7 protein-coding genes are annotated in these 13,773 nt (G+C 58.1%); 5 read left to right on the top strand and 2 right to left on the bottom strand.

Annotation, left to right across the window (positions count from 1 at the left end; genetic code table 11):
* Positions 1 to 201 precede the first annotated feature (201 nt).
* Complete coding sequence (locus tag V6582_RS25175) at positions 202 to 1,059, top strand: hypothetical protein (protein ID WP_156630073.1); 858 nt, start codon at positions 202 to 204, stop codon at positions 1,057 to 1,059.
* Positions 1,043 to 2,068 carry a tRNA dihydrouridine(20/20a) synthase DusA gene (dusA, locus tag V6582_RS25170; RefSeq protein WP_156630075.1) on the top strand — a complete coding sequence of 342 codons (1,026 nt, stop codon included), beginning with the start codon at positions 1,043 to 1,045 and terminating at the stop codon, positions 2,066 to 2,068. Before V6582_RS25175 ends, dusA begins: the two co-directional genes overlap by 17 nt.
* Before the next feature lie 128 nt (positions 2,069 to 2,196).
* Here dusA and V6582_RS25165 read toward each other — a convergent pair whose 3' ends face one another.
* Entirely contained in the window at positions 2,197 to 2,409 is a 213-nt protein-coding gene (locus V6582_RS25165; RefSeq protein WP_012653910.1) for a cold-shock protein, read from the bottom strand.
* Between the two features lie 464 nt (positions 2,410 to 2,873).
* Positions 2,874 to 4,676 (bottom strand): 4-alpha-glucanotransferase, encoded by a 1,803-nt coding sequence (gene malQ, locus V6582_RS25160; protein WP_234889540.1) that lies wholly within the window; start codon positions 4,674 to 4,676, stop codon positions 2,874 to 2,876.
* Between the two features lie 281 nt (positions 4,677 to 4,957).
* Between malQ and V6582_RS25155 the strand changes: the two genes are divergently transcribed.
* Genes V6582_RS25155 through glgB form a run of 3 tightly spaced genes read left to right on the top strand, consistent with a single transcriptional unit; the run spans position 4,958 to position 13,724 of the window.
* Positions 4,958 to 8,206, top strand: a complete 3,249-nt coding sequence (locus V6582_RS25155) for a maltotransferase domain-containing protein (protein WP_156630079.1) — start codon at positions 4,958 to 4,960, stop codon at positions 8,204 to 8,206.
* An 11-nt stretch (positions 8,207 to 8,217) separates the two neighbouring features.
* The gene (gene treS, locus V6582_RS25150) at positions 8,218 to 11,520 is read left to right on the top strand and encodes a maltose alpha-D-glucosyltransferase (protein ID WP_156630081.1); all 3,303 of its coding nucleotides are present in this window, start codon (positions 8,218 to 8,220) and stop codon (positions 11,518 to 11,520) included.
* Entirely contained in the window at positions 11,517 to 13,724 is a 2,208-nt protein-coding gene (glgB, locus tag V6582_RS25145) for a 1,4-alpha-glucan branching protein GlgB (RefSeq protein ID WP_156630082.1), read from the top strand. The genes treS and glgB overlap by 4 nt, the downstream gene beginning before the upstream one ends.
* Positions 13,725 to 13,773 lie beyond the last annotated feature (49 nt).

The raw sequence follows: 13,773 nt of genomic DNA, 5'->3' as shown, positions 1-13,773 counted from the left end.
GCCCGTAAATAAATGAATTTCTGCGTTTACCAAGATACTGGAGCGGAGATACAGGGCTATATTGTCCCTGACGGCTTTTCCACGAAACCCAGCATTCGCGTCCGGCTGAACGACGAGGACAGGGAAACCGAAGTCTTGCCGTGGGTTTACGTTGATGGTGCTCGTGCTCAAGGCGCTCACGAGACCGGAAATGTTGGCTTCGTGCTGAACGAAGATAATATTCCGGGCATCAGCACCGCATCGAAGCTGGAAATTTACGATCCTGAAACGAAGCTCATCATCTACCGGCGAGCCCAGCCAGAGTATATTCCCAAAAAAGTCTTGCGGATCGAAACCGCCTATTTGCCTCATAGAGAGCTGGATCTGGGGGTAAAACCCTATTTCCAGTTTTTCGAATGTGGCGTTGAGCGTTTCGGTTTTGAAACGGTTCGCCAGATGCTTGAGATCATTCACCAGCCTTCAGTGTATGTTTCGGGCCGGATTCTGCTGAAAGCCTATCTGGTTTACATCGGCTACAATATCGACACGACGATGATTGCCTTGCGTGATCCCTTCTATGAGTTGGCGACGCGAATAATCGTGTTCAGCCGATCCAACAAGCACGAGTTTTCCTTCGTTTCACCGCGCGATAAATTGCTGTTCAAGCCTGTCATGAACCTGTTCGAAGGCTTGGCTTTTCAGGATGAAGAGGCGGTTATCACTGCCATCCGCCACGCGCCGAAAGAAACCCTGAACCTGCTGGCCTCTCCCTTTACCCATCAGCTGGTTGCGGCAAACCCGACCGACGTCCCCTCTCTTGATGACGTAACCAAGGCCCTCGACGCTCTATCGCAGTTTACTGTTTTCGATCCCGGACAGGACGACACCAGTTATCCAAAGCTGATTGCGGCAACCCTGGGCGTGCCGGAAAATGTGGTGCAGATGAAACCACCCGTGGAGACCATCCATCAACTGGCCGATGTGCTGAGAAAAATCAGCCGCGTTCAGCATCTTCTGGAAGTCGATCTTCTGCTTTACCACTTCATCCAGAGAGCGTGTAACGATGCAACAGCCGCTTGAGCCGCTGAAACCCGGTGATCGCTCCCATAAAATCTTCGCCGTTGCCCCGATGATCGACTGGACGGACACGTTTTGCCGGCGGTTTCATCGTTTGCTGACCCGCCATGCGCTGCTCTATACGGAAATGATCGTCGCCGATGCCATTCTGCATGGGAAGCGGGAGCGCCTGCTGGCTTTTGACGCCAGCGAACACCCGTTGGCACTGCAACTTGGCGGCTCCGATCCGCATAAGCTGGCGGAAGCCGTGCGGATTGCCAATGACTGGGGCTATGACGAAATCAACCTGAATGTCGGCTGTCCATCGGACAGGGTCCAGGCCGGAACCTTCGGTGCCTGCCTGATGCGCGAACCGCAAACCGTCGAAGCCTGTATCCAGGCAATGAAAGCGGCTTCCAACGTTCCCGTCACCGTCAAATGCCGGATCGGCGTCGATGACCAGGAACCGGGTGACGTTCTGCCGGATTTCATCAAACGGATGATCGGCGCTGGTGCGGATGCCCTGTGGATTCATGCACGCAAGGCCTGGCTACAGGGCCTCAGCCCCAAGGAAAACCGTGATATTCCGCCACTGGATTATCCGCTGGTTCACCTGATGAAACAGGAAAACCCCGATCTGTTTCTTGGAATTAATGGCGGTATTACCGATCTGGATCAGGCCAGCGCGCATTTGCAGGTCATGGATGGCGTAATGGTCGGCCGTGCTGCCTATAACAATGCCACGATGCTGACCGAAGTCGACGCGCGCATTTATGGCGCACCCGTCAAGGCTCAAAACATGGACCTCGTTCGCGATGCGATGATGGACTATGCCGCCCGCCACATCGCCGAAGGCGGACGTCTGGTGCATCTGACCCGCCATATGGTCGGGCTGTTTCAGGGCTATGCCGGGGCGCGGCGCTTTCGCCAGATCCTTTCGGCTGACGCACCCAAACCGGGGGCTGGCCCTGATGTCATCGCGGCGGCCTTTGCTGCGGTGGATATCGATGCTGGGCCTGTGCGGGCCGCCTGAAGTCTTGCTTCAGATTTTTTGCGCACTCCTCATCGAAGGGATGAAAACCAGACGCAATAAACGCAAAACGGCGCTCCTTGCGGAACGCCGTTCAAAATCATCCGCCGTGAAGGACGGAGGCGAAACAATCACGCAGCGCGGATGTTTACAGCCTTCGGGCCCTTGCCCATGCGGTCAGCTTCGGTGTCGAAGGTAACTTCCTGGCCATCACGAAGCGTCTGGATGCCAGCAGCCTGGAGAGCGGAAATGTGAACGAAAACGTCCTTCGCGCCGCCTTCTGGAGTGATGAAGCCGAAGCCCTTGTCCTGATTGAAGAATTTTACGGTGCCCTTGATGGCCATGGGAGAAGTCCTTATCCCTTGAGTTTTTAGTTTCGCCACGCCCGGCGGCGGCCGGACAAAGCATGCATCGTCCCTTCGCGAAGAGACAGGTCGGTAAGTCGCGATAACGGGGAAAAGACGTCTACCAGCGGAGGTTAAGCCCCCAAAGCCGAGCAATCCAGAAGATTAAGCGCGGAGATACAATCAGTCCAGTCTCCGGGATCATAAATACCCGAACGGGGAATTATCTACAGGAAAGCGGCCAAAGCGGCAAGCATTTATGCGTTTTTTCTGCTGAAATACCCTCGGGAATAGCGGTTTCCATCGCGGCCATCATTGGGTTCAATAACCAACCCCTGAATATCTAGGGGCATTAAATCACGGTCAGATCCAGGTTCATTCCACCACGTTTCCAAAGGCAGTCGGTCTGGATGTTTGAGTCTGGCTTTCGAGAAAACCGGCGACCAGTTTTCACCTGCCCACCTCTACCTTCCTTCCTTTGTCTTGGGTCTTTCCTCTCGGACGGCGTTGACGATCCGATTGAAAAGAGTGACCCCGGTGAGTTCCTCGCAGGCAACCGAGAGTTTCGGTTGCCAGTTGGGATAGCTGCTGCTGGTTCCCGGAATATTGGTTGGGTTTTCCTCGTCGGTAAGGTCGGCAAGCCGGACAGAGACCAGCATGGAGGCGGTTTTCGCCATAAACCGATGGGCGGCCACGACGCGCTCATGCAGATCCGGCTGTTCGACACCGTGATCTTGCAACACGATCCCGGCTGACTTACAGGCCCGTAGCAGGTCGGCTCGTTCCTGTATGCGGGCGGCCTGCTCCTGATGACTTGCCGCTTCCGGCACCAGACCATGTGCCGCGCGCGCTTCGATATCGGCGCCGCGCCACCAACCCGCCAACGTCTGGTGGTCGTGGGTGGAGACGCAGGCAAGCGCCATGGCCGGATATTTCTCCGGCGCGATAAAGCCGCGCTTGTCTCTTTCATAAGACAGGATGCGATAGGACAGGAGATTGGCATCCGCCATCTGCTGGCGTAGTCCCGATGGTACCAGACCGAGATCCTCGCCGATGACCAGGCATCGATTGCGCATGGAGGCTTCGGCAATTACGCCCTGGATCTCTCGGGCGGGATAATCGACATAGGCCCCCTCCTCCGGTCCCATATCGGCTGGCACCAGGAACAATCGCTGAATGGCAGCAGCATGATCGATACGCACTGCACCCGCATAGCGCATCGCCACATCGATCATCTGACGATAGGGTGATCGGCGAGAAAAGGCGATCAAGGCCGGCTGCAAGGCCGCCAGCCGCCAATCCTGGCCATTCACCGCCCAGGGATCGGGCGGGCTGCCAATACTGGCGCCGCGCAGATAGATATCCGGTTCGCTCCAGGTCGCCGAACCATCCAACGCTTCGCCGACCGCAAGGTCGAGGTAAAGACCGATCCTCAAGCCTGCTTTGTGCGCTTGCGCAGCAACCGTCTCAAGCTGTCGGTGCGCGACCCATTGAAGCCAGACATGAAACGCGATCTCTTCGGCATTCTGGCTACGGAAGGCCCGAACGGAGGGATGATCGATATCCTGATACTCCGCAGGCCAGGCCATCCAGCCCGCCCCATGCCCACCTTCGCTCATGAACCGGGATAAAGCCTCAAAGAGAGCATGATTTTGCAGACCATCACCGCTTTCATCGCAGAACCGTCTGAAATCGGCTCTGTCCTGATCGTCATTTCGCTCCAACCGTCTCGAGCCGTCCCAGATCCGCCGCAGGACCTCAAGCTTCACACCGGCGACCGCTTTGTAATCGACGAGATTGGATTGCCGCAAAGCGTCGAGCGTCTCTCTATCGCTCATGCCTGGATCATAGCCCGGCACCAGATCGACGGCGATATAAAGGGGGTTGAGAAAGCGTCGATTGGATGGCTCATAGGGACTGCACCGGGCGGGGTCCGCCAGAAAAGGCGCGTGCAGCGGGTTAAGCCCGATAAAATCGGCTCCCTGATCGGCGGCAAGCATCACCATGCTCTGCAAATCGGCAAAGTCGCCAATCCCCCAATTGCGCACTGATCGCAGTTCATAAAGTTGCAGGCTGAATCCCCAGACACGGTCTCGGGCAAGGCAATCGGGCAGATAGCTGCGGCCAGGCTCACCCGCTTCGACGTTGAGCGCCGCCAACAGCCGACGTTTTGTGACGTCTGAAATCGGAACTTCCGCCTGTTCTATTCCCGGTCTGGCGAGGTTGATCCCATGTTTCTTGGCAAGTCTGTTGATCATTGACGTCATGATTGGGTCCATCCTGAGCGATCGATGCCGTCTGCGGTAGAGGCCGTGCCGCAGACGGCATCGCGATTTGTGTAGCCTCACCACCAACCCATCCTCAGGGTAACGGTTCCATCCGCTGGCAACGATTGTCCGCGCCGGGGCAGCAAAGCTTTTCAACCAAGGCCTGCAAGAGCTGTCTCCCTTTGCATGCGTCTGCGCTCTCACCGGCATATGTTTTATTGAATGGAACCACCTGCCGCGTGAGGTGTTTGGCCTTGGTAAACAAATTATGCGGGTGGACGATGACGCAATCACATGCTGCCGAACAACAAGACATCATCAGGGAAACGGTCTCGTCCAGCGCGCCAAAGATCTATTATATCCATCCGCTGCTGCTAAAAGGCATGGCGGACTGGAACACCATGTTTGAGCATGTGCGTGGACTGGGCTTCGATACAGTCCTCAGTGCGCCGCCATTTGCGCGTGCAGCGGGTGCGAGCCTGTTCATATCCAAATCCTTCGACGCCCTTGATCCCGCTCTGGATCTCCCCGGCAGCAGCGATGATCGCCTGCGGGAGTTGACCGAGGCTGCCCGGGCGCATGGCCTCGACCTGATGCTGGATCTGGTGATTGACCGGGTTGCGACGGATACGCCGCCTGGACAGATTGCCGATCCAAGGATTTCGCCCTTTCATTCCGGCAGCCGTCCTGTCGATTTCACCAATAACGATGAAGCAACCCATCTGCTGGGTGAATGGCGTGCGCGCATTGCGCGGTTTACCGCTGCTGGCGTCGCGGGTTTCCGCTGTATCGGCATCGATGCCGCGCCTTCGTCCTTCTGGCGCGACCTGATCGCAGCCGGTCAATCGGCGCGGTTCTTCGCCTGGACGCCGGGGACGAGTTTTGAGGCGCGGCGCGCCTTGCAAGGCGCAGGTTTTGACGGCTGTTTCTCATCCTTTGCCTGGTGGAATCTGGACGAGCCATGGTTTGCCGAGGAATACGCCCTGCAACGCGCCCTCGGCATTCAGATCGCCTTTCCCGAAGCCCCTTTTGCCCGGCGGATCGCCCATGGCACGGAAAGCCGTGAGATCATCGAGCGAAAGGCCATCCGCGCCTTGCACCTTGCCGCCGCCTTCGGCCCTTTGATGGTGCCGATGGGGTTCGAATTCGGGGTAAGCACGCCGCTCGATCCGATGCATGGCGATGGCCAGGGTATCAGGGGCCTGAAAGATCAAGGCAGTTTCGATCTGTCCGCCAGCATTCGCGCCCTCAATGATCAAGCCGGACAAAGGCAGGTTTTCCTTGGAAAACCCTTGCGGATCGTTGCCAAAGCGGGCTCGCCTGCTTGCGCTCTGGTGCAATCCGACCGGGAAGACCTGCGGTCGTCGCAGCACATTCGGATCGTCGCGTTCAATCGCGATCTGCGCACATCAGCGACCCTACCGCTCCATGCACTTCACGAACTCGCCTCCGGCTTCCTGCCATTGGCGCTCGATGAGGGCCAAGCGCCGTCCGCGATTCTCGAGACGGGAAAGATCGGCCCGGGCGGGCTTTGCCTGCTCACCGGTGCGCGGGCGGACGCCATCGTGTTCGAGCCTGAAACGACGGCAAGCGATGCCGCCGCCGCACCCCGTCTGGCAATTGAAAATATCCAGCCTTCCGTGGATGAAGGACGTTTCCCCATCAAGCGCATTGTCGGCGACCGGATCACGGTTGAGGCGGATATTTTTGGCGATGGTCATGACCCGCTTTCTGCCGCTGTCCTCTGGCGTCCCTGCGACAGGGATGACTGGAGCGAAATTCGTATGGAACTGGTCGAAAACGACCGGTGGCGCGGCGAATTTTCGTTGTCACGGCTCGGACGGCATGAATTTGTCGTCGAGGCCTGGCGCAATCCATTTGCGATTTTTCATTACGAGCTTTCCAAGAAGCATGAGGCAAGGCTGGATCTGAAACTGGAATTGCAGGAGGGCATCGCCCTTGTGCGACAGGCTTTGGCAAGAGCCGATGGCCAACTGGCTTTAGAACTCCAACAGTTGATCGCTCGCCTGGAACAGACCCCGGAACAGCAACGCGCCGATCTGTTGCTGCAAGCCGACACGTTCGCCCTGATGGATCGCGCCGATGCCAGGCCTTTCCGCTTACGCTCGCAGCCACTCCCTGTCGATGCGGAGCGGCTGGAGGCGGGTTTTGCCAGCTGGTACCAGCTTTTCCCCCGCTCACAAAGCGGCGACCAGGACCGTCACGGCACATTTGCCGATGTCGTCAAGCGCTTGCCCGCCATTCGCGCCATGGGTTTCGATGTGGTCTATTTCCCGCCGATCCATCCTATTGGCACCACCAACCGCAAGGGCCGCAACAATAGCCTGAAAGCTGGGCCGAACGATCCCGGCAGCCCCTATGCCATCGGCTCCCCCGATGGCGGCCATGACGCAATTCATCCACAGCTCGGCACATTCGAGGATTTCAGAGCCCTGATCGCGGCGGCCCGTGATGAGGGGCTGGAAATCGCGCTTGATCTCGCCATCCAGGCCTCACCCGATCACCCATGGCTGACGCAGCATCCCGGCTGGTTCGACTGGCGTCCTGATGGCACGATCCGTTATGCGGAAAATCCACCGAAGAAATACGAGGATATCGTCAACGTCGATTTCTACGCCAAAGACGCTATTCCAGAGCTTTGGCAGGCCTTGCGCGACATTGTCGATATGTGGGTCGGTGAAGGCGTCAAACTGTTTCGTGTCGACAATCCGCACACCAAGCCGTTTCCGTTCTGGGAGTGGCTGATCGGCGATATCCGCGCCCGCCACCCGGACGTGGTCTTCCTGTCGGAAGCCTTTACCAAGCCGAAGGTGATGTACAGGCTGGCCAAGATCGGCTTTTCGCAATCCTATACCTATTTTACCTGGCGCAATCTGCGCTGGGAGCTTGAGCAATATATGCTCGAACTGACGACCCAGCCGCCGAAGGAATTCTTCAGGCCGCATTTCTTCGTCAACACCCATGACATCAACCCGGATTTTCTGCAAAACGCGCCGCGCTCGGCCTATCTGATCCGGGCGGGCCTGGCTGCAACGCTTTCCGGGCTTTGGGGCGTCTATAACGGTTTTGAACTGTGCGAAGGCCGCCCGGATGCCAAGCGCAAGGAATATGCCGACAGCGAAAAATACGAGATCACCGCCTGGGACTGGGACCGGCCCGGCAATATCATTGCCGAGATTACCATGCTGAACCGCATTCGCACCGAAAATGCGGCGCTTCATTCCCATCTCGGCCTGACGCTGCTGCCCTCTTCCAACGACCAGGTGATGTTTTTCGAAAAGGCCAGTCCGGGCCGCGAAAACGTTCTGCTCGTGGCAGTCAGCCTCGACCCGCACAACGACCAGACAAGCACAGTCGAGCTGCCTTTGTGGCGCTGGGGCCTGCCCGATAGCGGCAGTCTCGCGCTCGAGGATCTGGTGACAATGAGAAAATTCACGTGGACAGGCAAATGGCAGACGGTCGGTTTCAACCCGCATGTCCTGCCGTTCAGCATTTACCGCGTCAGGTGAGGAGATTTCCGATGGAACAGCAGCAACAGCAGGCCGAGACTGACCCGCTTTGGTATAAGGATGCAATTATCTATCAATTGCACATCAAGTCCTTTTACGATGGCAATGGCGATGGGATCGGCGACTTCAAGGGCTTGACGGAAAAGCTCGACCACATTGCCTCGCTTGGCATTACCGCCATCTGGATTTTGCCGTTCTTTCCCTCGCCACGGCGCGATGACGGCTATGACATCGCCGATTACGGCAATGTCAGCCCGGACTACGGCACGATGGACGATTTCCGCGCCTTCGTGGATGCCGCCCATGCTCGTGACATGCGCGTGATCATCGAATTGGTGATCAATCACACATCCGACCAGCATCCCTGGTTTGAGCGAGCCCGCAATGCGCCCGCCGGTTCGCCGGAACGGGATTTCTATGTCTGGTCGGAGACCGACCAGAAGTTTCCGGAAACCCGGATCATCTTTCTCGATACGGAAAAATCCAACTGGACCTGGGACCCGGTGGCAGGCGCCTATTACTGGCATCGCTTCTATTCCCACCAGCCGGATCTCAACTTCGACAATCCGGCTGTGCTGGACGAGTTGATCACGGTCATGCGGTTCTGGCTCGATACCGGCATCGATGCCTTCCGGCTCGACGCCATTCCCTATCTGGTTGAGCGTGAAGGCACCAATAACGAGAACCTGCCGGAAACCCATGCCATCCTGAAGAAGATCCGGGCGGCAATGGACGAAGGCCATCCGGGCAAGATGCTGTTGGCCGAGGCCAATCAATGGCCGGAAGACACCCAGGAATATTTCGGCGAGGGCGACGAATGTCATATGGCCTTCCACTTCCCGCTGATGCCACGCATGTATATGGCGATTGCCAAGGAGGATCGTTTCCCGATCACCGACATCATGCGCCAGACACCAGAGATTCCCGATAATTGCCAATGGGCGATTTTCCTGCGCAATCACGATGAACTGACGCTGGAAATGGTCACCGACGCCGAGCGGGACTATCTGTGGAACACCTATGCCGCTGACCGTCGGGCGCGGATCAATCTCGGCATTCGCCGCCGGTTGGCGCCCCTGATGGAGCGTGACCGCCGCCGCATCGAGCTGATGAATGCGCTGCTTCTTTCCATGCGCGGCACGCCGGTGATCTATTACGGCGACGAGATCGGCATGGGCGATAATATCTATCTCGGCGACCGCGACGGGGTGCGCACACCGATGCAGTGGTCGCCGGATCGCAATGGCGGCTTTTCCCGTGCCGATCCGGCTCGTCTGGTGCTGCCGCCGCTGATGGACCCTCTCTATGGCTATGAAGCGGTCAATGTCGAGGCACAGTCGGCTGACGCCCATTCCCTGCTGAACTGGAGCCGTCACATGTTGGCGCTTCGGCGCAAATTTACGGCGTTCGGACGCGGCACATTGCGGTTCCTGTCGCCGGCCAACCGCAAGATCATCGCCTATTTGCGCGAATATGAAGGCGAAGTGCTGCTGTGTGTCGCCAATCTGTCGCGCCTGCCGCAGGCGGTCGAACTGGATCTGGCCGAATTCGAAAAGCGTATTCCCATTGAGCTGACCGGCATGTCGGCCTTTCCCCCCATCGGCCAGTTGACCTACCTCCTGACCCTGCCGCCCTATGGTTTCTTCTGGTTCAAGCTCTCGGGCGAGACCGATGCGGATGGACCGGCCTGGCGTACCGAGCCACCGGAGCAATTGCCCGATTTCGTCACCATCGTCATGCGGCGCGAGCTTGCCCAATTGCTGGACGAGCCAAATATCCAAGACACGATTTCGCGGGAAATCCTGCCTTCCTATCTTGCCAAGCGCCGCTGGTTTGCCTCCAAGGGCGAAAGGGTGAAACGCGCCTCGCTGATCTCAACCATTCCAATGCCCTTCGGCAATGACCTGCTGCTGGGTGAGCTGGAAACCGAGCTGGAAGATCGCATTGAGCGATATTTCCTGCCGTTTGCCATCGCCTGGGACGATGAGACACCCCATGCGCTCGCCCAGCAACTAGCCTTTGCGCGAGTTCGCAAAGGACGCCGGGTCGGTTTTCTGACGGATGGCTTTGCCATGCAAAGCATGGCGCGTGGCGTCATCAAGGCTTTGTGCGAACGCTCCAGCATTTCCAGCAAGAGCGGCTCCATTGATTTCATCGGCACCGAGCAGCTCGACGGCATGGACCTGTCCGAGGACATGCAGGTCAAATGGCTCTCGGCTGAACAATCCAACAGCTCGTTGATCATTGGCGATCTGGCGATGATCAAGCTCATTCGTCATATCCATCAGGGCATCCACCCGGAAGTGGAAATGACCCGTCACCTGACACGGCTTGGCTATGCCAACACCGCCCCGCTGCTGGGAGAGGTCGTCAGGGTTTCACCTGAAGATGAGCGCTCGACATTGATCATCATCCAGGGTGCCATCCGCAATCAGGGCGATGCCTGGACCTGGATGCTCGACACGCTCAGGCAGATGCTCGAACAAAGCATGGTTGCCGGTCAGGATGACGATGCCGAGCAGGAGCGGTTCAACCCGCTGTTCAATCAGGCCGCCGTGATCGGCAAACGGCTTGGCGAGTTGCATGTGGCACTGGCCAAGCCGACAGACGACCCGGCTTTTACGCCGGTCGCAATGACCGACGAGGATGTGTCCGTTTGGTCGCGCTCAGTGATGGCCCGCGTGGCCGATTGCCTGGACAGAGTGTCTGCCATTGGTCATGGCACCGACAGTGATGGTCTCGAAACTGAGACCGTCCGGGTCAGTACCATGCTGGCGGACCGCCGGGAGCAGATCTTGAGCGCGGTCGGTACGCTGGCCAGCGTTGCCAAGGACACGCTGATGATCCGCAACCATGGTGATTTCCATCTCGGCCAGATCCTTATTGCCGAAGACGATGTCTATATTATCGACTTCGAAGGCGAACCGGCCCGCCCGCTCGCCGAACGGCGGGCAAAGACCAATCCGCTACGCGACGTGGCCGGACTGGTCCGGTCGCTGAGCTATCTTGCTGCTTCCGCCGATACGGGCCGCGAGATCGTCATTCAGGGCGACATAGAAGCAAGAGCCGCGTTGATCGAGGCGTTTCGCAAGAAGGCCGAGGCGCATTTCCTCGACAGCTATTTCGCTGCAGTCGACGGAGAACCATCACTGGCCATGGACCCCGAACAACGCCGCAGGATTCTCGACTTGTTCCTGCTGGAAAAGGCCGCCTATGAAATCGGCTATGAAGCCAGCAACCGGCCAGGCTGGATCGCCATTCCACTCGCTGGTTTTGCCGACATTGCTGAACGGCTGACGGAGAATTCCCTATGACGATTGCCACGAGCGACTTGCTATCCGGCATCGATGCCCAGGCAGTTCAAGCCCTGATCGACGGCAGGCACGGCGATCCCTTTTCCATTCTTGGACCGCATCGGACCGATGGGGAAACAGTGGTCCGGGCGATTTTTCCGGGTGCGCTCGGCGTGGAAATGCTCGACAGAAACAGCAACGCCCCTGTGGGCCGGCTGAACTTGGTGCATCCGGGCGGCCTGTTTGCGGGAGAGCTTCGCTCTTCCTCGCGCTATCGGTTTCGGATTGAATGGCCTGATACGGTGCAGATTGCCGAAGACCCCTACGCCTTCGGCATGTTGCTGGGCGATATGGACCTGCATCTGATCGCCGAGGCCACTCATTACGATCTCGCCCGTACGTTGGGGGCCAATCCCCGAGAGATGGATGGGGTGGCAGGGGTAGGCTTTGCCGTCTGGGCACCGACAGCACAGCGAGTCTCGGTGGTGGGTGATTTTAACTCCTGGGACGGGCGACGCAACCCGATGCGCCTGCGCCAAGCCGGAGGCATCTGGGAATTGTTCGTTCCGGGCCTCAGTCCTGGCGAGCGCTACAAATATGAATTGATCGACGCGCAAGGCAATGTCTTGCCGCAAAAGGCCGATCCCGTCGCCAAGGCCAGCGAAGCGGCGCCGGGGACGGCCTCCATCGTCGCATCAAACACGCCTTTTGCCTGGACGGACCAGGCCTGGATGACACGGCAGAACGCCGATGCCGCCGCGCGCGAGCCGATCTCGATCTATGAAGTGCATCTCGGCTCGTGGCTGCGGATCGCTGAAGATGGCAATCGCTGGCTCGACTGGGTGGAGCTGAGCCAGAGGCTGGTGCCCTACGTCAAATCCATGAATTTCACCCATATCGAACTCCTGCCGATTACCGAACATCCGTTCGGCGGTTCCTGGGGTTATCAGCCGCTCGGCCTGTTTTCCCCCACCGGGCGCTATGGCACGCCGGAGGATTTGGCCTATTTCATCGACCGCTGCCATGCCAGCGGTGTCGGCGTGCTTCTCGATTGGGTGCCTGCCCATTTTCCGACCGATGTCTGGGGCCTGGCACGTTTCGACGGCAGCGCGCTTTATGAGCATGAAGATCCCCGCGAGGGCTTTCATCGGGACTGGAACACGCTGATCTACAATCTCGGTCGCAAGGAGGTGAAGGGCTTTCTGATTGCCAGCGCCTTCGAGTGGCTGGAGCATTTCCATATCGACGGACTGCGGGTCGATGCCGTCGCCTCGATGCTCTACCGAGACTATAGCCGCAATGACGGCGAATGGATTCCCAACCAATTCGGCGGACGGGAAAATCTCGAATCCGTCGAATTCTTCAAGCATTTGAACAGCGTCGTTCACAGCCGCTGCCCGCATGCGCTGATGATTGCCGAGGAATCGACCGCCTGGCCGGGCGTGACCAAATCACCGGAAGACGGCGGTCTCGGCTTCGATTTCAAATGGAACATGGGCTGGATGCATGACAGCCTGTCCTACATTGAAGAAGATCCGGTCTATCGCAAATACCATCACGGCACGATGACCTTCAGCATGATCTATCAATATTCCGAGCGGTTCGTGCTGCCACTTTCCCATGATGAGGTCGTGCATGGCAAAGGGTCGCTACTGGGTAAAATGCCCGGCGACCATTGGCAGAAGCTGGCTAATCTGCGGGCCTACTATGGTTTCATGTGGGCGCATCCCGGCAAGAAACTGATGTTCATGGGCTGCGAGATCGGCCAGGACATTGAGTGGAACCACGATCAATCCATCTCCTGGGATTTGCAGGACCGACCGGATCACGCCGGTGTCCAGACTTTGGTCGCCAGGCTGAACGGGCTGTATCAGCAGGAAAAGGCCCTGCAATTCAGCGATCTCGACCCCGCCGGATTTGAATGGGCGATTGCCGACGATGCCGAAAACTCCGTTATCGCCATGCTGCGCTATGACGAAAACCGGGAGACCTGCATTCTGGCGATTTCGAATTTCACCCCGATCTTGCGCCATGACTACCGCGTTGGCGTGCCAAGGCAGGGTCGCTGGACGGAAATCCTCAACAGCGATGCCAGTGAATTTGGAGGATCGGGGCAAGGCAAGGGTGACGTTTCAGCCGAGCAGATCCCGGCGCATGGCAGGGAATTTTCGATAAACCTCGCCCTGCCACCGCTGGCGACACTCTATCTGAAGTGGGTAGCCTAAAGCATCGGACCGAACGTTAAGAACAGGTTTTCGGATAAATCTGATGCGC

The sequence above is a fragment of the Agrobacterium vitis genome (assembly GCF_037039395.1).
Classification (GTDB): Bacteria; Pseudomonadota; Alphaproteobacteria; order Rhizobiales; family Rhizobiaceae; genus Allorhizobium; species Allorhizobium vitis_E.
This window is presented reverse-complemented; position numbering and strand designations above follow the sequence as displayed.